The organism is Paraburkholderia monticola (assembly GCF_001580545.1).
Taxonomy (GTDB): domain Bacteria; phylum Pseudomonadota; class Gammaproteobacteria; order Burkholderiales; family Burkholderiaceae; genus Paraburkholderia; species Paraburkholderia monticola.
The window spans coordinates 533,447-553,768 of sequence record NZ_LRBG01000037.1 but is presented as its reverse complement, the minus strand read 5'-3'; the positions used below and the strand labels follow the sequence as shown (position 1 = coordinate 553,768).

Annotated in this window: 18 protein-coding genes and 2 pseudogenes; 9 read left to right on the top strand and 11 right to left on the bottom strand. The window is 58.7% G+C overall.

The features are described 5' to 3' along the window. Positions 1-43 precede the first annotated feature (43 nt). Complete coding sequence (locus CI15_RS26470; RefSeq protein WP_062133484.1) at positions 44-2,344, bottom strand: NADP-dependent malic enzyme; 2,301 nt, start codon at positions 2,342-2,344, stop codon at positions 44-46. Positions 2,345-2,480: 136 nt separating this feature from the next. On the opposite strand from CI15_RS26470, the gene CI15_RS26465 reads away from it, so the two are divergent. Further along, complete coding sequence (locus CI15_RS26465; RefSeq protein WP_062133482.1) at positions 2,481-3,452, top strand: LysR family transcriptional regulator; 972 nt, start codon at positions 2,481-2,483, stop codon at positions 3,450-3,452. 368 nt (positions 3,453-3,820) lie between these two features. Here CI15_RS26465 and CI15_RS26460 read toward each other — a convergent pair whose 3' ends face one another. Next, complete coding sequence (locus tag CI15_RS26460) at positions 3,821-4,246, bottom strand: GlcG/HbpS family heme-binding protein (protein ID WP_062133480.1); 426 nt, start codon at positions 4,244-4,246, stop codon at positions 3,821-3,823. 24 nt (positions 4,247-4,270) lie between these two features. Continuing rightward, positions 4,271-5,284: a zinc-binding alcohol dehydrogenase family protein gene (locus CI15_RS26455; RefSeq protein WP_062133477.1), complete on the bottom strand. Its 1,014-nt coding sequence runs from the start codon at positions 5,282-5,284 to the stop codon at positions 4,271-4,273. Positions 5,285-5,462: 178 nt separating this feature from the next. Between CI15_RS26455 and CI15_RS26450 the strand changes: the two genes are divergently transcribed. Beyond that, the gene (locus tag CI15_RS26450; protein WP_062134205.1) at positions 5,463-6,392 is read left to right on the top strand and encodes a LysR family transcriptional regulator; all 930 of its coding nucleotides are present in this window, start codon (positions 5,463-5,465) and stop codon (positions 6,390-6,392) included. A 283-nt stretch (positions 6,393-6,675) separates the two neighbouring features. Here CI15_RS26450 and CI15_RS37845 read toward each other — a convergent pair. Together CI15_RS37845 and CI15_RS26445 are read right to left on the bottom strand one after the other, a co-directional pair. Then, positions 6,676-6,783, bottom strand: a pseudogene (locus CI15_RS37845) (short-chain dehydrogenase); the annotation flags it as partial. A gap of 287 nt (positions 6,784-7,070) precedes the next feature. Next, on the bottom strand, positions 7,071-8,021 hold the full coding sequence (locus CI15_RS26445) for an AraC family transcriptional regulator (RefSeq protein WP_062133474.1): 951 nt from the start codon (positions 8,019-8,021) through the stop codon (positions 7,071-7,073). A 213-nt stretch (positions 8,022-8,234) separates the two neighbouring features. Between CI15_RS26445 and CI15_RS26440 the strand changes: the two genes are divergently transcribed. Continuing rightward, a complete protein-coding gene (locus CI15_RS26440) occupies positions 8,235-9,611 on the top strand; it encodes an NAD-dependent succinate-semialdehyde dehydrogenase (RefSeq protein WP_062133471.1) in 1,377 nt (458 codons plus the stop codon). Positions 9,612-9,716: 105 nt separating this feature from the next. On the opposite strand, the gene CI15_RS26435 is transcribed toward CI15_RS26440, so the two are convergent. The 5 genes from CI15_RS26435 to CI15_RS26415 form a co-directional block, all read right to left on the bottom strand. Continuing rightward, complete coding sequence (locus CI15_RS26435) at positions 9,717-11,087, bottom strand: MFS transporter (RefSeq protein WP_062133468.1); 1,371 nt, start codon at positions 11,085-11,087, stop codon at positions 9,717-9,719. A gap of 64 nt (positions 11,088-11,151) precedes the next feature. Beyond that, on the bottom strand, positions 11,152-11,967 hold the full coding sequence (locus CI15_RS26430) for an enoyl-CoA hydratase-related protein (protein ID WP_241495940.1): 816 nt from the start codon (positions 11,965-11,967) through the stop codon (positions 11,152-11,154). A gap of 38 nt (positions 11,968-12,005) precedes the next feature. Continuing rightward, entirely contained in the window at positions 12,006-12,782 is a 777-nt protein-coding gene (locus tag CI15_RS26425) for an enoyl-CoA hydratase-related protein (RefSeq protein ID WP_062133464.1), read from the bottom strand. 11 nt (positions 12,783-12,793) lie between these two features. Continuing rightward, entirely contained in the window at positions 12,794-14,011 is a 1,218-nt protein-coding gene (locus CI15_RS26420) for a CaiB/BaiF CoA transferase family protein (protein ID WP_062133461.1), read from the bottom strand. 126 nt (positions 14,012-14,137) lie between these two features. Beyond that, entirely contained in the window at positions 14,138-15,022 is an 885-nt protein-coding gene (locus tag CI15_RS26415; RefSeq protein WP_062133458.1) for a LysR substrate-binding domain-containing protein, read from the bottom strand. A gap of 555 nt (positions 15,023-15,577) precedes the next feature. Here CI15_RS26415 and CI15_RS35765 point away from each other — a divergent pair. The 4 genes and pseudogenes from CI15_RS35765 to CI15_RS37835 form a co-directional block, all read left to right on the top strand. Next, the gene (locus CI15_RS35765) at positions 15,578-15,925 is read left to right on the top strand and encodes a DUF4148 domain-containing protein (protein WP_075643782.1); all 348 of its coding nucleotides are present in this window, start codon (positions 15,578-15,580) and stop codon (positions 15,923-15,925) included. Positions 15,926-16,087: 162 nt separating this feature from the next. After that, positions 16,088-16,309 (top strand): hypothetical protein, encoded by a 222-nt coding sequence (locus CI15_RS38305; protein WP_420915877.1) that lies wholly within the window; start codon positions 16,088-16,090, stop codon positions 16,307-16,309. Positions 16,310-16,444: 135 nt separating this feature from the next. Next, positions 16,445-16,621 carry a LytTR family DNA-binding domain-containing protein gene (locus tag CI15_RS38300; protein ID WP_082814306.1) on the top strand — a complete coding sequence of 59 codons (177 nt, stop codon included), beginning with the start codon at positions 16,445-16,447 and terminating at the stop codon, positions 16,619-16,621. A 20-nt stretch (positions 16,622-16,641) separates the two neighbouring features. After that, positions 16,642-16,938, top strand: a pseudogene (locus tag CI15_RS37835) (sterol desaturase family protein); the annotation flags it as partial. Between the two features lie 504 nt (positions 16,939-17,442). Here CI15_RS37835 and CI15_RS26405 read toward each other — a convergent pair. Then, entirely contained in the window at positions 17,443-18,297 is an 855-nt protein-coding gene (locus tag CI15_RS26405; RefSeq protein WP_241495939.1) for a TetR/AcrR family transcriptional regulator, read from the bottom strand. Positions 18,298-18,318: 21 nt separating this feature from the next. Between CI15_RS26405 and CI15_RS26400 the strand changes: the two genes are divergently transcribed. Beyond that, positions 18,319-19,167, top strand: a complete 849-nt coding sequence (locus CI15_RS26400; protein WP_062133449.1) for a fumarylacetoacetate hydrolase family protein — start codon at positions 18,319-18,321, stop codon at positions 19,165-19,167. A gap of 86 nt (positions 19,168-19,253) precedes the next feature. Then, positions 19,254-20,198: a VOC family protein gene (locus CI15_RS26395; RefSeq protein WP_241495938.1), complete on the top strand. Its 945-nt coding sequence runs from the start codon at positions 19,254-19,256 to the stop codon at positions 20,196-20,198. Positions 20,199-20,322: the final 124 nt, after the last annotated feature.

The window sequence follows — 20,322 nt, the reverse complement described above, 5'->3', positions numbered from 1 at the left end:
CGCTGCGGCATCGGTCAAATGACCGATGCGCGCCGACGATAGGCTACATTGACTGAGCGCGATTAGCTTCGATCACCGTCAACGCCGCCATGTTGATAATTCTCCGGACTGTGGAACTAGACGTGAGGATATTCACCGGCGCGTTGACGCCCAGCAAGAATGGACCTACCGCCACGTTGCTCCCTGCTTCGGTTTTGAGCAGATTGTAGGCAATATTGCCCGCATCTACGTTTGGACAAACCAAAAGATTCGCTACACCCTTGAGCGGCGAAGTTGGAAGGATGCGTGATCTCAACGCTTCGTCAAGTGCGCAGTCGCCGTGCATCTCGCCGTCTACCTCAAGGTCGGGGGCCTGTTCTCTGACGATCTGCAACGCCCGGCGCATCTTCACGCCTGAGGCCGCGCTGCCTGAACCGAAGTTTGAACGCGAGAGCAACGCTGCTTTGGGCGACAGGTTCAACCATTCCATCTGCCTTGCCGCGGCAATCGTGAATTCGGCTATCTGCTCTGCGCTCGGGTCATCGTTGATGTGGGTATCCACCAGCGCCACCGTGCGCTGATCGAGCAACAGGATGTTCATGGCCGCATAGGTGCTCGCGCCACGCTTCTTGCCGATCACTTCGTCAACAAAACGCAGGTGATCGTGATAGGCGCCGACGGTCCCGCAAATCATGCCGTCAGCATCACCTAACCGCACCATCATCGCACCGATCAAGGTCAGACGACGGCGCATTTCAACGCGCGCCATCTCCTTCGAGATGCCGTCGCGGCACATGAGTTCCCAGTACGTCTTCCAGTATTGCGGGAAACGTTCGTCATACTCAGGATTGGTCACTTCGACGTCCTGCCCGAGTCGCAGACGCAAACCAAATCGCTCAATACGTGCAAGCAGTACCTCTGGACGCCCAACCAGAATCGGACGTGCCAACTTCTCGTCCACGACCACCTGCACAGCTCGTAGCACACGCTCGTCTTCCCCCTCGGTGAACACGATGCGCGCATGACCTCCATCCCGCACAAGCTGGCGTGCGGTTGCAAACAGCGGCTTCATGAAGGCGCCGGAATGGTAAACGAATTGCTGCAATCGCTCGACATAGGCGTCGAGGTCTGGAATCGGGCGTGTCGCTACACCGCCCGCCATGGCGGCCTTAGCCACCGCCGGTGCGATGCGGACGATCAGACGTGGGTCGAATGGCTTTGGAATAAGATATTCGGGACCAAAGGCTACGTCATAGGTGCCGTACGCGGCAGCCACGACTTCGTTCTGTTCCTCTTCCGCCAGACCAGCGATGGCATGCACCGCGGCAATTTCCATTTCGCGTGTGATGGTAGTAGCCCCGACGTCGAGTGCGCCGCGGAAGATGTATGGAAAGCAGAGGACATTGTTGACCTGGTTCGGGTAGTCCGAGCGGCCAGTTGCAATAACCACATCATCGCGTGTGGCATGCGCGAGCTCCGGGAAGATTTCCGGAGTAGGATTTGCTAGTGCGAGAACCAGCGGGCGTGGCGCCATCGTGGTCAGCATCTCGGCGCTCAGGATGCCGCCCACCGAAAGACCCAGGAATACATCCGCGCCGCCGATCACTTCGGCCAACGTGCGGGCGCTGGTCTCCTGCGCAAAGGACGCCTTGGCCGGGTCCATTAGCGCAGTACGCCCACGGTAAACGACGCCTTCGATATCTGTGACCCAGATGTTTTCGATCGGAAGCCCGAGGTCAACCAGTAGTTCGAGACATGCCAGTGCCGCTGCACCGGCGCCCGACGTCACCACCTTCACTTCCGAAATGGATTTGCCCACCACCTTCAGTCCGTTGATGAAAGCAGCGGATACGGTGATGGCCGTGCCGTGCTGATCGTCATGGAAGACGGGGATCTTCATACGCTCGCGCAACTGGCGCTCCACGGCGAAGCACTCAGGCGCCTTGATGTCCTCGAGGTTGATACCGCCAAAGGTGGCTTCAAGACTGGCGATAATGTCGACGAGCTTATCCGGATCGGTCTCGCTGATCTCGATGTCGAAGACGTCGATCCCTGCGAACTTCTTGAACAGCACGGCTTTGCCTTCCATGACCGGCTTGGACGCCAGCGCGCCAATGTTTCCAAGGCCCAACACGGCGGTGCCGTTGGTTATCACGCCAACCAGGTTTCCCCGACCCGTAAACCGATGTGCCAGATGAGGATCGGCCGCGATTTCCTCACACACCGCAGCCACGCCAGGGGTATAGGCGAGCGCCAGGTCACGTTGCGTCACGAGCGGTTTGGTAGCCGTCACCGCGGTTTTCCCAGGGATGGGAAACTCGTGATAGTCGAATGCCGCCTGCCGATCTGTATCTTTCTGATCCATATTCCTTGCCTCCAAGAGTGTGCTGGGCCAGCCCCGGCGCGATCTGTGGAGACGATTCTAAAGATCCGCCATCAGCAGATTATTTTGATTTAATATCGGTCCATCATTTTTTCGTGATGGGCGTGCGCGCTGTCAAATGAAATTCGAGTCGAACGATGTAGTCAGGCGGCTGAGCGCGCGTCTGAAGATGAGACATCTGGTCCTGTTGCTGCAAATCCAGCAGCACGGTTCGCTTACCCGCGTCGCGGAGCACATGGCCAGCAGCCAGCCAGCCGTGACCAATGCTCTCTCCGAGTTGGAAAGCATGTTCGGCACCCCGCTCTTCGAGCGCTCCCCGCGCGGCATGCTGCCCACGGCAATGGGTGCGTTGGTATTGGAGCGGGCCAGGACGATGATCAACGACCTCGATCATCTCGCTCGTGAGATGGAGGCAGTTGCCTTAGGGCACGCAGCGCACCTGCACATCGGAGTCATTCCGTTCATCTCCGGTCAGATGCTCTCGGCAGCACTCAAGCGGCTCCAATCCCGTATGGAGCGACGCCTGACCGTGACGATTCACGAAGGAACCAGCGATCAACTGTTGCTGCAACTACAGGACCACACCGTGGACATCGTCATCGGACGAGCGTCGTCGGTGACAGATTTGAACCACATCTCCCTGGAAGTCCTGTTCCGGCAGCAACCGCGGATGATCGCGAACCGGCGTCTTGCGGCAAAATTGTCTCGTACGAAGCTCGACTGGAACAAGCTGATAACGCTGGACTGGATTCTCGGCGCGCCACATACGCCGATGAGAGAACAGGTGACCGACCTGTTTCTCACCGCAGGAACCACACCTCCAGTTCCGGTCGTTGAGAGTTACTCCTCCAAACTCATCGGTGAAATGATTGCTTCAAGCGAAGAGGCTGTGTCGATCGTACCATCCGATATCGCGGAGGAACTGGTGCGAATTGCCGGCGTCGCAATCGTTCCCTACTCGCTCGATTGGACACTTCCGCCTATCGCGTTGTTCACGCGCTCGGTGGGCTCGCACTCAGCGGCGCAGGAGTTGTTCGTCGAGGCATTGCGCCAGATTTGCAAAGAGATGTACGCAGAAGCGCAAGGTTAGGATCGACGTGCCTTTAACGTCGCTGCCGAAGAGCACGCCAGTTTTCGGGGGACTGTCTACTGTTGACCGACATTCGCGATAAGTTTGTGGGTCGATCTGAACAATCGATTTTTTCGCTAGCTGATTGCAAAAGCCAGGAAGCGACTTTTCAACGGTATCGACCCGTGTGAGTCATTCAAACGCGATATAGCACCGTCCGCTTTCAAACCGACATCGGAAGATCGTCAAGCACACCGCGACCTGTAAAAGTGGCGCTATTGGCTGACGCTCATCACGAAGCCGGCAAGACGAACTCGAGAGAGTACTGACGCGAAGCGGAGCTATTCCAATGAACGCGGCTGCCGCAGAGACTGCGAGCAGCGCCCCGCTCATTGCAGAAACCCTGCGTTACGCAGCGCCTCCTCAGCGGCCTCATGGTCTTGAACGGATGTTCCGCCAGAAACACCGATGCCCCCAACCAGATGCCCTTCATGGAAGAGCGGTACGCCGCCGCCTACCGGAGTCAGACGCGGATGATGCGCCAGCGGGGCAACGGTGGATTCGGCCATGTACTGATTCCATTGGTGCGTGGCCATGCCGAAGGAGGCGGCAGTCCACGCCTTGTCGATGGCGACGCCAACGGTAAGGAAAGGAGCCGTGTCTGCGCGCTCGAAAGCGCGCAGGTGGCCGCCTGCATCGGTAATTGCGATCGTCGCTGCGAATCCGCGCGCTGCGCAGGCGCGCCGCGCCTCTGCCAGCAATGCTTGCGCGGCTTCGAGGCTGATGGTTGTCGTGCTGATGATTTGCGATGTCATGTTTATGCTCGTTGTCAGAAAGTTTCAGCGGTTGGCGACGACGACTTTGCCGATCATGTTGCCGGCCTCGACCAGCGCATGCGCCTGGGCCAAACTTGCGGCGTTGATGTCGTCAATGCGTCGGGTCAGCGTGTGCTTGAGGTCGCCCCGATCGACCAGTTCCGCCACGCGGCGCAGCAAGGCGTGTTGCCGTGCGATCGTGCTGGTGGTGAAGATCGCGCGGGTATACATGAGCTCCCAGTGAATCGAAATGGACTTCGCCTTGAACGGTCCGATATCCAGATCCACCGGGTCGTCGATCAGTGCGAACTGGCCCTCCGGACGCAGCACGGCCGCGATTTGCGGCACATAGGAGGCGCTTTCGTTCAACCCGGCAACGTGGGTGACGTGTTTGATGTCGAGCGCGGCCAATTGGGGCGCCCAAGGCTGATGGTGATCGATGACGTGATGAGCGCCATGCGCCAGCACCCACTCGCGGGTCTCCGTTCGCGAGGCCGTGCCGATAACCGTCATGCCAGTCAGCTCGCGCGCAAGCTGGGTAAGAATGGAGCCGACACCGCCCGCCGCTCCTATTACCAGCAGCACGTTGTTATCGGTTGGATCTGCAGCCTGAGCGCGTAGACGGTCGAACAGCAGCTCCCAGGCAGTGATCGCGGTCAGCGGCAACGATGCGGCTTCCGCGAAGTCCAGCGATGCCGGCATGGGTCCAACGATGCGTTCGTCCACTGCGTGCAGTTCGCTGTTGCAGCCAGGCCGCGTAATGTCGCCGGCGTACCACACACGGTCGCCCGGCTTGAAGCGCGTCGCCAACGGACCGGTTGCGCGGACGATTCCTGCGGCGTCCCAGCCGGCGATACGCGCACTACCTTCTGGAATATCTCCACCGCGCCGGATTTTCGTATCCACCGGATTGACCGACACAGCTTTGACTTCCACTAGCAGGTCGTGATCGCGCAGTTCCGGCGTCGGCAGTTCGATGTCCTGCAGTGCCTGCGGGTTGCTGATGGGATGGTTCTGATAGAAGCCAATGGCCTTCATGACAAAAAATCCTTCGGGGTCAGAGAATGATGGGTACGTAGGCCACTATGGTGGCGACAAACGGCAATCGACTCAGACATATAAGCGGTCTTCAGGTAAGCAAGGACCCTATGGTATCTTTCGGCAATGTGCGGATAAATACCGGCCGCGCCCAAACACTTTCTGCATTTCAATGAAAATAATCCGGCTTGATGACGTTCAGATCTTTGTGCACACGGTGGACTCCGGCAGCTTCTCGGAGGCGGCACGCAAGCTGAACATTGCGCCGGGACATGCGAGTGCTTCAGTGCAGCGGCTCGAAAAGGCGCTGGACGCCCGCCTGTTCACGCGATCCACGCGCAGCATGCAACTGTCGGAGGCTGGGGAGCGCTACCTGCCGCATGCGCGGGTCATGGTTGACGCGCGGGAGCAAGGCGAGCAGGCCTTGGCAAATGGCAGGGGTGCTCTGTCGGGCCCACTGCGACTGTCCGCTCCATCTGACTTTGGACGAAACGTGCTGTTGCCGTGGCTGGATGAATTTCAGCACCGGCATCCCGGACTGTCCTTGCACCTGAAAATCAGCGACCGCGCGGCCGACTTGGTCCGCCAGCCGCTGGATGCCGCCGTGCGCTACGGACCACTGCCTGATTCATCTCTGCTGGGCATGAAGTTGGTCGACAACAACCGACGCGCATTGTGTGCCGCACCGTCGTACATCGACCGGCATGGTGCGCCGGCCAAAGTCGACGACCTGCGGCGACACAACTGTCTTCGGTTCGTATGGAGCGAGCAGATACATGAACGCTGGCGATTTACCCTACCCGGCGGCGACCGCACCGTGGCAGTCACCGGTAATCGCATCAGCGACGATGCCGATGCGGTTCGTCGCTGGGCAGTTGCAGGGGAAGGCCTTGTGTACAAGTCGCGACTGGACCTCATCGACGATCTGAAGGCCGGGCGACTGGTAGAGTTGTTTCCGCCGGAGTACTGCGAACCTTCGCCGTTACACCTGGTTTGTGCCCACCGTGCGCAACTGACTCCGGCGATTACCGAGTTGAATGCCTTCCTGCGGGAGCGCTGCTCGGCATTGCTTGCAAGCCACCCATGGAGGGGTTACCAATCTGCGTAACGAAGGTCGCGCCCTTCCCAAGCGTTGCAACCCGACGCGCGAACCGGCGCGGGCGTTGACATCTTGCCGGCTATTTGCCCGGCATGACGTAGCGTGTCTGGTGTTTGACGAGCGTCGCAATCTGGTTGCTGCCGTTACCGCAAAGCGGATCGCCTCCCAGTAGAGTCCTCTGCATCTCTTCCTCACATGCGTCGGACCGCCGAGCCGAATCGTACGGTCCTACTCCAACATCAAGTCCAGCGGCCTGGCTCAAAGCCGCTTCAACTCGGGACGACACCCTGGATCAGAGCCGTGCGCCGCCTGTCGCGTCCACGACATCGGCCGTCATCCAGCACGTCTCGTTCGAGGCCGTGAACGCGACGATATCAGCGACGTCCCCAGGCTGACCCACGCCGGCACCGAAAGCTCGACGCTCATCAACTCAAGAACGAACTCACCATCTTGCCTGAAGACACCTGTCGCGTAGCGGTCGCACGGGTTGAATATGCCTCGAAAAATCCCCCGCATCGATTGGACGTGCGCCGTCTGTATTGGCAACTTTAACGCGGTGGATTTCCGGGGCATTTTTGACGTCCTGGCGGGTTCTGCCGAACAGGTGACGTCGCCACCCAGCAGTTGGAGGACATATCCAAATGAGCAGCCGAAAAAATGGCAAGCCGATGTTTCTCGCTGGCGCCGTCAATGAGATGACACGAACGGCGACGACAAACTGGCCTCAGGCACGGCAAAATGCCGCTGCATACGCGCGATCTCCTCCGACGGTGTACCGCCGAATAGCCGTTTGAATTCACGGCTGAACTGCGAAGGACTTTCGTAGCCGACCTGCGCGCTCGCTGCGGCTGCGGTCATGCCCTGCCTCGCCATCAGCAGACGCGCCTGATGCAGCCGTGTCGACTTGATGTATTGCAACGGCGAAGTATTGGTCGTTGCCTTGAAGTGCGCATGGAAGGACGGCACACTCATTTTTGCCTCGGCGGCAAGATCCTCAACCGACAAGGCTTCCGCGTATCTCAAGTGAATTTTTCTGAGCGCCTTCGAAATACGGCCGAAGTTGCCATGGCGGTTAAGGGCCGCGCGCATCGAGCCGCCTTGCTCGCCCACGAAGACGCGGAAATAAATCTCCCGAACCAGTGCCGGACCGAGTATTGCGGCCTCGAGCGGATTACGTATCGCACGCAGGAATCGCAGCACGGATTCGCCGAGCGCGAGATCGAGCCGTGTGGTGGCCATGCCCCGAGGCTCGACCGCGACCAGACCGTCACGCTCGTCGATCTGCGTCAGAACGTCGGCGGCAAGGCTCATGTCGAGCCTCAAATATATCGCGAGTAATGGTTCTTCCTCCGTCGCATCGGTCTCCATTGAAAAAGGCAACGGCAGTGCGACGACCAGATAGTGCTGCGCATCATAGACGTACACCGTGCCGCCGAGGTACCCACGTTTTCTGCCCTGACAGACGATCACGATACCCGGCTCATAAAGCACCGGCGTGCGTGTAAGCGGCCGGTTCGAGCGCAGGAAGCGGATATCGGCCATCGGCGTCAGGTTATACCCCTCAAGTGGTGCCAGTTCCAGAAGCAGTCCCACCATGTCGGCGCGCACACGCGCCAGTGCCTGCGTTTCGGTTTCCATTGCAGATCACCCGTTCAGCGTCATTTCTATCGATGACGTTAAGCGTGCCACATTGAATGCGTCATAACGATCGCCTCATAGGATCAGGCAAGGAATCCAGACAATCTCACGTTCGCGGATCCTCCCCGCGCACATAGGATTCGATCATGCGCTGGCGTCATGCGGCAACGTGTGCCGCTGCGAAACCCTGAATCATCCTAAGGAGAAAACTGCATGATCGACGTTCCCAATCCCGTAGACGGCAGTGTCGTCGGACAGGTCGAGCATCATTCCGAATTCGAGGTACGCGCGGCGATCGATCGTACCTGTGCCGCATTTCCTGCGTGGTCGCGCCTGCTTGCCAAACAACGCAGCGACATTCTGCGAAAGTGGTTCGACCTGGTTAGTGCGGACAAGCGCGCATTTGCCGAATTGATGTGCCGCGAAAACGGCAAGTGCCTTACCGAAGCACTTGGTGAAATCGAATACGGACTCGGCTTCGTCGAATGGTACGCAGAGGAAGCGAAGCGCGTCTACGGCGACACTATTCCGACACACGCGCAGGGCGCTGCGGTCATCGTCACCAAGGAGCCAGTCGGTCCCGTTGCGTCGATCACGCCGTGGAACTTTCCGTTCATGATGATCACCCGGAAGGTGGCTACCGCTTTGGCCGCCGGCTGCACGATCATCATTAAGCCGGCGGAAGAAACTCCGTTGACCGCTTACAAACTTCTCGAATACGCACGTCGCGCCGGCATTCCGGAGGGCGTATTCGAAATGGTGACGGGTGACCCGGTGCTGATCGGAAAGCTCATTACGAGCGATGCCCGTATCAAGAAGATTTCGTTCACCGGCTCCACGGTGGTCGGCAAGCTGCTGGCTCGTCAAAGCTCGGATACGCTCAAGAAAATGACGATGGAGTTGGGCGGCAATGCGCCGTTCATCGTGTTCGACGATAGTGACATCGAACAGGCTGCCAAAGGCCTCGTGGCCGCAAAACTGCGCAACTCGGGTCAGGTGTGCATTTCGCCGAATCGTGTGTACGTGCAGTCCAGCATCCATGACCGTTTCGTTCAACGCGTGAAGGAACTGGTGGAAGAGATTCCCGTCGACCAGGGGCTGCAGGAGCGCTTCGTCGTGGGTCCGTTGATCAACGCGAAGGCGGTTTCCAAGGTTACGGAACTGGTCGACGATGCCCGGGCGAATGGTGCGAACGTAGTACTCGGCGGCCATTTGCATGCAAAAGGCGGCCTCTTTTATGCTCCGACCATCCTCACTGAGGTGACGGACGCCATGCAAATCCAGTCGACCGAAATTTTTGGCCCGGTGTTTCCTGTCTACCGCTTCGAGACCGAAATGGAGGTCATCGCACGAGCCAACGATACGGAATACGGACTTGTCGCCTACGCCTACACGCGCGATCTGGGCCGCGCGTTCCGGCTCTCGCGAAATATCGAGTCTGGAATGGTCATTCTGAACTCCGGTTCCGTGGGCACCGCGTCCGTCCCGTTCGGTGGCGTGAAGCAATCGGGTTATGGACGGGAAGGCAGCTACTACGGCATCGAGGAATACGTGCAGGTCAAGTACACGCTGATGGCAGGGCTAGATTGAGCGCCCCGCCGACTGAGGCGGGGCTGCCGATCCATAGGCCACGCTGAGTCAAATCGGACGACCGGTGCGATCCATGAAAGAATCGCGCCGGTTGCCGTCGCCCGGTCAGCGGGCCGGCAATCGCTCGGTTCCGGAAGCAGGTTGCCCTGCATGGCGCTCAAGGCGTCTGACACGGGCGTCCTGCTTCAGCCCCCAGACCCAGGTTACCGCGAGACAAGGAAGCAGCGACGCAATCGAATAGCCGACACCTGCAAGCGGGTTACCGGTCCAATCCACGAGCGTCAAACTGATTAGCGGCAGAAATCCTCCGAATAGGACATTACCCAGTTGCTGGGCCAGTCCGAATCCCGTGGTGCGGCTTTGCGGGGGAAAGCATTCGGCGATGAACGCAGGCAGGGGTGCCATGATCATCGCGGTCAGGATCGCCAACACCGCAATCAATAGAGAAACCTGCACCCATTGCGCCGACGATGCACTTGCCTTGATGCCCGCAAAGGCCGGATATACGGCAACGATCCATAGCAAGATGCCGATCAGCATCACACGGGCGCGCCCGATCGCATCCGAAAGTTTCCCGAACGCCGGATAGAACGGAGCAGCGATCAATATGGCCGCACCCAGACAAAGATTGGCCGTTGTCGGGTCGACCTTGAGCACGTTCTGGAGAAAATACAGCATGTACACGATCGACGTATATAACGACACAGAGGTGCCCCCTTGTGCCCCGAACATGGCGACCAGAATCATCTTCCACGACGATTTGCTCGACAGCGTATCCTGCAGCGGATTTTTTGACAGACGCCCCGCCGCTTTCATCTGCGAAAAGATGGGTGTCTCAGTCATGCCGAGCCGGATCCATGTCGCCACTGCAACGATAGGAGCGGAAATGACGAACGGCACGCGCCATCCCCACGCCTCGAAGCTGGATGGAACGAGAGACACTTTCAGAATGGAGACAATGGCAAGCGCAAGCAGCAGACCTATGCTCGCGGTTCCCTGCAGTACACTCGTCGACATGCCTTTCCGGCCTTCCGGCGCGTGCTCCATGACGTATACGACCGCCGACCCGTACTCGCCACCCAGTGCGACACCCTGAATGATTCGCAGCGTGATCAGAGCGACAGGCGCCGCTACACCCGCTACCGCATGGGTTGGCAGACATCCGATACCCACAGTGGCAATGCCCATCAATGCCAGTGTAATGACGAACGTCCTCTTGCGACCGATCCGATCCGACATCGGATTGAAGATGATCGTGCCTAACGGGCGCGCGACGTAGGCTATGCCGAAAGTCGCAACGCCCGCAAAAGTAGCCACGATCTTGTCCGTGTCGGGAAGAAACAGATGCGTCAGCGTCGCGGTCAACGCGACGTAGACAAAAAAATCGTAGTACTCAAGCATCGTTCCGAGGCTCGAAGTTGCGATGATCCGCACCATCCCTGGCTGATGATCATGAGCACGCGTCCCGTTCGACATGTCAGTCTCCTCTATGTGTATGGAACAGCGACGCGCGGTTTCACCATCGCGCCGGTGCTACCGATTACATCCGGCTCTTCTTTTGAGCCTGCCGCTCCAGAAAGCTGGAAACAGCGCGCTTATGCTCGTCGCCACACAGCAGGATCGCCTGCATGCTGGCCGCTATCTCGAGTGCCGCTGGCAGCGAGCCCCTCGCGGACTCGCGTACGAGTTTTTTTGCCATTCGCATGGCTCGTGGCGGATTGGTCGCAAGGCGTCGCGCAAGCGCGAGTGCTTCGCCATCCAGTTGGTCATCTGCGAAGACCTTTGCTACGATGCCGAAGCGTTCTGCCGCTGCGGCGTCGAGAAACTCGCTGGTGAGCGTCATCTCGAGGGCCTTGGCAGGGCCTACGATACGTGACAGAAACCATGCGCCACCTATTCCCGATACCAGTCCGAGCCGCAGGAAGCTTTCCGCAAATTGCGCACTTTCACCTGCCAGGCGGATATCGCACATCAGGGCAAGGTCGCAACCTGCTCCCACTGCTGCACCATTCACAGCGCAGATCGACGGAACCTCAAGGTTGCTCATGGCCCGCGTAATCCGATGCAGGCTTTTTTGCAAGCGCTCGCGCACGTCTTCTACACTTCCGTCCATCAGATCCTTGCCGCTTTGCATGTCCTTGACATGACCGCCGGTGCAGAAATGTTTCGAAGAAGACCGCAACAGAAGGCAATTTACGTCGTCGTTGAAATTCGCTGACTCGAGTGCGTCCGATAAGGCTTCCGTCATGGCCACCGTTAGCGCATTTCCGTTCGCAGCGCTATTCATGCTGAGAATCAGCACACCCGATTCGACCGACCTCGTGACCAACTCCGTTTCTGATTGCTGCAATGACACGATTGACCTCTGGATAATAAAAACGAGAACTTCGACAACTATCGGTTCACGAAGTCGGGACAGCGGCGCTCGAGGAAAGCCGCCATCCCTTCCTTCTGGTCAACAAGTGAAAATCCAGCATGAAAGAGCCGCCGCTCGAACAGCAACCCTTCGGATAACGACGACTCGAATGACCGATTAACCGATTCCTTTATCGCAAGCAGTACTGGCAACGAATGCCGCGCAACCTGCTCGCCTATTCGCATGGCCTCATCTATCAACCCGTCCCTGGGTACAACTTTCGAGACCAACCCGCACAGCAGTGCCTCCTGCGCAGACATCGACTCGCCAGTGAGGCATGCGAGCATTGCCGTGGATTTCCCCGCCGCTCGCGGCAAGCGTTGAGTGCCGCCAGCACCAGGCACGATGCCCAGCTTGACCTCGGGTTGCCCGAATACTGCGTCGCTTGCCGCGATCACGATGTCGCACATCATGGCGAGTTCGCACCCTCCTCCCAATGCATATCCACCCACGGCGGCAATGATCGGCTTACGCAGGCCGCGGATGCGATCCCAACCGCGGCCGATGTACTCCTCACAGAACGCCGTCTGATAGTCGAGCTTCGACATCGCGACGATATCCGCGCCCGCGGCAAAGGCCTTTTCCGATCCGGTCAGCACCGTGGCGTGCACATCCGGTTCGGATTCGACGTGTTGTAGCGCTGCGACCAGTGCATCGATCAACTCGTCGGTTAGCGGATTCAGTTTGTTTTCCAACGCAAGACGAAGCAGTGCTACCTTGCCGTGCGTTTCACGTCGGACGATCTCGGTTGACATTTATGGTCTCCTTAGATCGCGACGGCATGAGCCACGCCGGCGCGTATCACGCCGGCGTTCAGGAGTTCTGTGATTTCATCGTCCTGAATGCCGTACAGCTTGAGCATCTCAACCGTATGCTGTCCGGTCAGTGGTGCAGGAATCTCGTCTTTTACCGGCTTGTCCGATGGGCCGAGGGCAAATCCATGCGTGCGCACTGTCCCAGCAGCAGGATGTTCCACTGTGCGTGCGATGCCACTCTCACGATATTCAGTCGTCCCGGTCACATCGCTATAAGTCGCAAGCGGGGCGCAGATGACGTCGCGCGGTGCGAGCCGTGCAATCCACTCCGCTGTGCTTCGCTCAATAAAGCGCGCCGCTAGCAGTTCATGAAGAACATGACGATTGCGCACGCGATCGTCGTTGGTCGAAAAGCGCGAGTCATGTTCAAGTTCGGGCACTTCCGCGACTTCACATAACGCACTCCAGCGAGCCATGTCGTAGGCGACGACCATGATCCAACCATCACGTGTCGGAAACGCCTCATTGGGACATGCATAGGGTGCGGCGCTGCCCGTTTTCTCAGGATTTCTGCCTGATGCGAAAAATGCCGCAAAGCCGATCTGCTGAAGCATCAGCGTCGCGTTGTAGAGGCTAACGTCTAGATGCTGGCCGATTTGATCCCGATAGACCCGATGCAGCGCGCCAAGTACTGCAATTGCCGCAAGGTATCCGCCGATCATGTCCGCAACCGGAATCGGCACTTTCAACGGATCGCCCTGAGTCGCACCGAGCGTACTCATGAGCCCGCTAACAGCCTGAATCACGCCGTCGACACCTGGACGCCGCATATTGCTGCCGGTCTGGCCAAACGCGGAGATCGAGCAATAAACAAGTTTGGGATGGTCTTTGCGCAGGGACTCGTAGTCCAGTCCCATTGACGCCATGACGCCAGGCCGAAAATTCTCTACCAGCACATCGGCTTTGCGGATCATTTCCCGGACCACACGTCTGCCAGCGTCAGCCTTCAGATCGATGGACACGCTGTGCTTGTTGCGGTTGACGCTCATGAACGTCGGGCTCTCGCCGTCGATCCATGGCGGCCCGATCTTGCGGCCAATTTCCCCTTGCAGCGGCTCGATCTTGACGACGTGAGCGCCAAGGTCTGCTAGCGTCATCGAACAGACTGGTCCAGCCAGAACGTGCGAGAAATCGACGACTCGCACCCCCTTCAAACTGTCTCGTAACATTTTTGATCGTCCTGTCTCGCGGCGTGCCATTGCGGCATGCCATGACGACGAGCATAGGCAGACGCCGTTGAGCGGACAATCGACTTTTTCGAATCAGGCTTTGACTTTTTGTTAAAAGGTCAGCATTCACACCTGAACTTGCGTAGCCAACCAGTCGCGGAAAATCTTCAGCTCTTCAGAGGGACGGCGCCCCGTTGGCCACGCGAAGTAGTACGTGTAGCCGCCACGGTCGAGTTCAAGGCGAAACGGCTGGACCAGTTGGCCACTGTCGAGCTCGGCGCGGATCAATGCCTTTTGCGCGATAGCGACGCCGTGCCCTTCGATTGCAGCCTGGTAAGCAAGCAACGACGTCTCATAACGCATCGCCGGTCGCTTGACGTGTAAGGGGAAGCCAGCCGCCTTCAACCATAACGACCAATCATCCGGCCGCGCGAGCGAGTGCAACATCGTTTCGCCTCGCAATTTCCCCTGCGCTTTCAGCTTGAGGGACGGCGCCGCAACCGGCACCAGTATGTTCGGAATCAGGCGTTCCACGCGCAGGCCGGGCCAGTTACCCACACCCAGTTGAATCCCGCCATCTATCTCTTCACGCGTGAAATCCAGGGGAACGGATGACGTCGTCAACTGAACATCTATCTCCTTGTGCAGTCGGTGGAAGCTCGCGAGGCGTGGAATCAACCAGCGCACTGCGAAGGTGGCGGGGGACCGAATCTTCAGTACGCGCGAGCCGCTTTCCCTGCCGCGAGCGCTATCTGCCGCATAGCGCAGCGATTCGAAAATTGGAATCAGCTCGGCGAGATAACGCGCGCCGGCTGACGTCAGCTCTAGACGACCTTTGACCCGTTCGAAGAGTGCGACGCCAAGATAGGTCTCCAGCGTCCTCACCTGCCGGCTAACCGCGGCCGGAGTGACAGCGAGTTCGTCTGCGGCCTTCGAAATACTGAGGAGCCGACCGGTCGCTTCGAACGCACGGGTCGGGTTCAGCGGAGGAAGAGGTTGGCGGCGATCCATGCGCAGGCTGGAAGTGGACGGAGAAGCGCCGCAAGCGTTTGGCTTGCCGATGCGCTCAGCTATTGTAGCTGGGCAGATAAGCGTAACTCTTTTCACCTCGCGTGGTGACGTTGATTCTCTAGCTCGGTTGACTGATTCTCTATGGCCAATATGTGAAGCCATGCCCAGTGTCGTCCGATCCAATTTTCAACTCAACTTCCTGGCATGACTGACTACAAACCCGAGCGTAGTTGCAGCAGACAATGGGCTACGATTGTCAAAATTGGGACGTTTCTGGCTGACAATGTCCTCAGCTATGCAGTTTAAGCTTTCAACGCAAATTCTCATTCTGCTCTCTGCAGAAAGGCAGACGTGCGCGCTCTCGTTAGTCGTAAAAGGCCGTCGTCTGTCACGGCATTTTTTTAATGTGCCAGTCAAAAGATTTACCCACAAGAACCGTAACAGTCTTGTACGCCATGCCGTCTTAATTTTAAGTAACCGCTCACCTAGACTGCAACCACTGGCTACGGACAGGGCTGTTCGTGGCAGCGAACCCAAATGTCGAGGTGAGTCATCATGAAGTTGCTCATTCAAGCAGTTGTTATCAGCGCGGCCCTTGCAGCTCCTTTCGCTTCCTTTGCGCAATCGAGTGTACCCAAGACGCGTGCGCAAGTCCGCGCCGAATTGATTGAGCTCGAACAAGCCGGCTATAACCCGGGGGCGTCAAACGACGCGACTTATCCTGGTCAGATCGAGGCAGCGGAGGCTTGGGTAGCCCGGAAGCAGGCTAGTGTCACAGCCGCAAAGACGCAAGTTGCAGATGCAAATGATACGGGCGGAACAGTCGCAGGCACTTCGGAATCGGGAAACATTCGTCCCAAGCCGTCAAGTGATGGCATGAAGCCGATCTATTTCGGGCAATGAGTCAACCGGCTATCGTCGTGGTCAGGATGCTCTGCATACGCCGGCATAGCCGCAAATAGTCAACGCAGCAATTTTGAAATAGTTGCACTTCTCCCCGCGTTTCGCGTCAACTTCAGAACCGTCACGCTGACCTCTCCGATCCAATACATTAAGTCGACGCGTTTGCACCAGGCGCGTCGGCGAATGATTCGCGACGGGTTGGCGGCCCCGTCCGCGTCGGCGCGCGTCGGTTACGAAAGTCCTTCGCAGTGCAGTCGCCTGCGACGCCCACGCAGCCGATTACCGCCTCAAACCCGTCGAGCCGGAGCGACTGCAGCGCACCCTGCTGCGATTGCGTGGGTCGACTCGCGTAGCGCGCGAGCATCCCCATGCCAGCCCAACTGATGATTGCTGATCGCGGGCAAACGCATGTCGTGCGCTGCGCCGAAATCGAATGGCTGGAAGCAGCCGAGAACTATGACAATATTCATTTGGCGGGGAAAAGCCTGTTGATGCGCTGTACTTTAACTGCGGTGCTCAATGACCCTGGGGGCAACATTTGTTCGCACGCACCGTGGGGCCGCCGTGGCGCTGTCTGCTGTGCTCGTGGTCCGGTCGCGGGGAAAAGGCGATGCGACGATCGTTTTGCGCAGTGGCGTCGAAGTGCCGTGCAGCCGGCAACATCGTGCCGAATTGATCCAACGTCTGCGGCGGTAGCACTGCTGTCCACTTCGTCACACGCCAGACCCAACTCGTCCCAGCTTGATGGAAACTACGGTGGCGTGCTGATCGTTTTCGATCGACTCTTTGGCACCTACATAGCAGAACGGCGCGACACGCCTTGTCGGTCTGGGCTTATGCAACCGATGACAACGTACAACTTGCTGACCATAGAGTTCGCGCAATGGAGATCACTCTGGCGCGATCTGAGAGCCGCGCGGACGTTGAGCGAAGCACGGAGCTACGTTCTGAAGCCGCCAGGCTGGCAGCCTGGTGGTAACGGAGAAACTATCGAAGATTTGAGGAAACGTGCAAACCACGGCAGTTCGGAGCGCGCGCACCCGCGACAACGTCCGATAGTGGTTTGGGTGCGGACGCTTACGAAGCTCGCCTTAGCGTCTCTTCGGGGCGCGAAGACTCACTCGTCAATAGAGACAGGAGACATTCGAGGGCACGGGTTTGCGAGTGACCGTGAAGCGGACTTCAGCCGCCGCACAGCCGTTGATCGGCGACCGGCGGCTTTGGCCGAACTGCGGTCCTCCCGCGGCACCTTACTCTCTCGTTAGAAAGCCGAGCCCCCAAAGCGCTCGAATCAAGACAATGCCTCCAACTTACCGCTACCAGCGGCCCGTTTCATTGCCACGGCGCGTTTGCGGTGATCACGGGCGTTATCGTTCCGCGCCCGTGCAGCGGTCTGGTGCACTACCACATCTGAATCTGGCCTCGACACTCGTATCGAGGCCATTCTTAAACGTCCGCGCAAGCGACAACTTAAACAAAGAAGGCCATCCTTCATCCTGTCGCACCTTCCTTCGCGGCTACCGATCCGCCTTTCCGCTCACCTCACGCACGCGACCAATCCGTTCGAAGATCGCACCGCGCGGTTCCGGACAATCGGCAATCGGCGCGTAGGCCAGCGCGCGCGCTTCTCGCGCGGGAATGCCGAACGCTTGCATGAGGGCGCACATCGACTGCTCAGTGTAATCAGCCGGTGCATCATCGGATAGCAAGGTTTCAATGCCATAGCGAATCGAGCCCAACGCAATATCGCGCGCGACGACTACATCGGCGACTTTGAAACGTCCCGCTTCGAGTCCGAGTTGTAGATCTCGCGTCAGGTATTCGTCGAGTAGACGCCCACGCGATCCGCGTCTGGTGCCGACGCGCGTGATGAAGGCTCCCCACAACGGATAGCGCAACGCCATGTGCATGTACAACCGCGAGCCGACTACAACTCGCTGCGCCGGGTCTTCGATCTCCCGCACCAGCGGATCGATGACGGCCAGCACCTCGTCGCTGCTCTCGCCCGCCACCGCCGACAACAACTCCGCAGTGGTTCGGAAATAGTTGTAGAACGTGCCCCGCGCAACCCCGGCGGCGGCGATGAAGTCGTCGATCATCGGTGCGTCCGGACCCTTCTCGGCAAATACTGCCAGTGCGCTTTCCAGCAGGCGATTGCGTGTGTTTTCGCGGCGCCTTGCGCCGACGCGCGTGCGATGGTCTTCGAGCGGCGGTAGCTCTTTCATTGAGTGTTCCCTTGATCCAGCGCGAATTTTACCAGCAGGCGCATGCGGGTTTATCCCGAGCTTTTTAGAGTTGACGGTTTTGTCATTTCTACTAGAATACAAACTGACAACTTCGTCAATTCTAGTCCGGTGCATTGAAACAGGCACGAAAATCTTCAGGAGACAGCTATGCGGTTCATCAGTTTCGAGCGAGATGGAAAAGCGGTACTCGGTATCCGCGACGGTGAGCAAGTGCGCGTAATCGGCGATGAAACGCTCGAATCCCTGCTTGCACGCGGCGTGGATCTACGCGAATACGCGACGCATCATGCGAGCGAAGAGAAAGTGCCGGTCAAGGATCTGAAGTTCCTCCCTCCGCTGCAACGGCCGCCGAAGATCATCTGCGTCGGGCTGAACTTCGCGGATCACACGTCGGAAAGCAACTACGCCCAGCCCGACTATCCGACGCTGTTTTTCCGCGTCAACACGAGCCTGATTGCCCACGAACAGCCGATGGTTCGCCCAGCTGTGAGCGACTCCGAAGGCCTCGACTTCGAAGGCGAAATCGCCGTGGTGCTCGGCAAGGGCGGTCGGCACATTTCGAAGGAAAGCGCACTCTCGCACGTGGCCGGCTACTCGGTGTTCAACGACGGCTCGGTGCGCGAGTATCAGTTCAAGACGCCGCAATGGACGGTCGGCAAAAACTTCGACGGAACCGGCGCATTCGGTCCCGACCTGGTCACCGCGGACGAACTGCCGCCCGGCGTAAAGGGATTGCGCCTCGAAACGCGTCTGAACGGCGAACTGGTGCAATCAGCCAGCACCGACGAAATGGTCTTCGATGTACCGAGCCTGATCAGCATCATCAGCGAAGCGATCACGCTGGAAGCAGGCGACGTGATCGTGTCCGGCACGCCGTCGGGTATCGGCTGGGCGCGCACGCCGAAGCTCCTGATGAAGGCCGGTGACGTCTGCGAAGTGAGCGTCGAAAAAATCGGCACGCTGAAGAACGTGATCGTCGACGAAGTCAAAGCATAAAAACCGTCAGGCATACCTGCCCGGAAGCACCGGGCAGGCAAGCCGGCCCCAGAGCCGGCGCAGCACCTCATTCAATGGAGACGACTATGGCTGACCCGGCAAATGTGCGTAGCGTCGCAAGTGTTCATTCGATCGATCACTTCGCGCTGAATGTTCCTTCCATCGACGAGGCCGAACGCTTCTTTAGCGCATTCGGACTCGACGTGACCTCGTGCGGCAACGAAGTCCGCGAACTCGAGCTGCGGGCCGCTGACGGCCACCGATGGGCGCGAGTCTTGCCGTCTTCCAGAAAATCGCTCGCGTATCTGAGCTTCAATTGCTTCGAGGCGGACTTCTCCGCCATCGAAGCACAGGTGCGGGCAAGCACGGCCCAGATCGTCGACGGCCCCGCGAATCATCGCAACGGTCTCTGGTTTCACGATCCCGATGGCAACCTGATTCAGGTGAAGATCGGCCCCAAAACCAGCCCCTCGGCCAAGACACCCTGCGTCGTCACCGGCAGCGCCGCCGACGAACGTGGCTCGCATAGCCGCTCCGCTTCAACACAGGTCAAACCGCGCCGCCTTTCGCACGTTCTGCTGTTCACGCCCGATGTGCTCCGCGCGCTCGATTTCTACTCCAACGCGATCGGTCTACGCCTGTCGGACAAGTCAATCGACATCATTGCGTTCACCCACGCGCCGCACGGCAGCGACCACCACCTGGTGGCTTTTGCAAAGAGCAACGCTCGCGGCTGGCATCACGCCGCGTGGGACGTCGAGAACGTCAACATGGTCGGCGAAGGCGCCTCGCAAATGCAGGCCGCGGGCTTCAGCAAGGGCTGGGGCACCGGTCGCCACGTGCTGGGATCGAACTACTTCCACTACGTCCAGGATCCCTGGGGCTCGTTCTGCGAATACTCGGCGGATATCGATTTCGTCTCGGCTGGACACACATGGCCGGCGGGTGATTTTCCGCCGGAAGACTCGCTCTATCTGTGGGGCCCGCAAGTGCCGGAAGACTTCGTGCATAACTACGAAGCGTCATCCTGATCGCTGACCCGGCCGGAGTCCTAAGCCCCGAGGGCTAAGCGCCCTCTCCTCCTTTCTCGTGATCGCATGGCAGCCAGATCGACCGGCGCCAGGGCAAAACTCGCTCTCTTTTAGCAGGTGAACT

Bases quoted from the DNA above. Each gene is read 5' to 3' on its own strand.
- CI15_RS26470 (WP_062133484.1), bottom strand. From the start codon at position 2,344: ATGGATCAGAAAGATACAGATCGGCAGGCGGCATTCGACTATCACGAG.
- CI15_RS26445 (WP_062133474.1), bottom strand. From the start codon at position 8,021: ATGGAAACCGAAACGCAGGCACTGGCGCGTGTGCGCGCCGACATGGTG.
- CI15_RS26415 (WP_062133458.1), bottom strand. From the start codon at position 15,022: ATGGATCGCCGCCAACCTCTTCCTCCGCTGAACCCGACCCGTGCGTTC.
- CI15_RS26460 (WP_062133480.1), bottom strand. From the start codon at position 4,246: ATGACATCGCAAATCATCAGCACGACAACCATCAGCCTCGAAGCCGCG.
- CI15_RS26435 (WP_062133468.1), bottom strand. From the start codon at position 11,087: ATGTCGAACGGGACGCGTGCTCATGATCATCAGCCAGGGATGGTGCGG.
- CI15_RS26425 (WP_062133464.1), bottom strand. From the start codon at position 12,782: ATGTCAACCGAGATCGTCCGACGTGAAACGCACGGCAAGGTAGCACTG.
- CI15_RS26400 (WP_062133449.1), top strand. From the start codon at position 18,319: ATGCGGTTCATCAGTTTCGAGCGAGATGGAAAAGCGGTACTCGGTATC.
- CI15_RS35765 (WP_075643782.1), top strand. From the start codon at position 15,578: ATGAAGTTGCTCATTCAAGCAGTTGTTATCAGCGCGGCCCTTGCAGCT.
- CI15_RS26420 (WP_062133461.1), bottom strand. From the start codon at position 14,011: ATGTTACGAGACAGTTTGAAGGGGGTGCGAGTCGTCGATTTCTCGCAC.
- CI15_RS38300 (WP_082814306.1), top strand. From the start codon at position 16,445: ATGACCCTGGGGGCAACATTTGTTCGCACGCACCGTGGGGCCGCCGTG.
- CI15_RS26455 (WP_062133477.1), bottom strand. From the start codon at position 5,284: ATGAAGGCCATTGGCTTCTATCAGAACCATCCCATCAGCAACCCGCAG.
- CI15_RS26465 (WP_062133482.1), top strand. From the start codon at position 2,481: ATGAAATTCGAGTCGAACGATGTAGTCAGGCGGCTGAGCGCGCGTCTG.
- CI15_RS26395 (WP_241495938.1), top strand. From the start codon at position 19,254: ATGGCTGACCCGGCAAATGTGCGTAGCGTCGCAAGTGTTCATTCGATC.
- CI15_RS26440 (WP_062133471.1), top strand. From the start codon at position 8,235: ATGATCGACGTTCCCAATCCCGTAGACGGCAGTGTCGTCGGACAGGTC.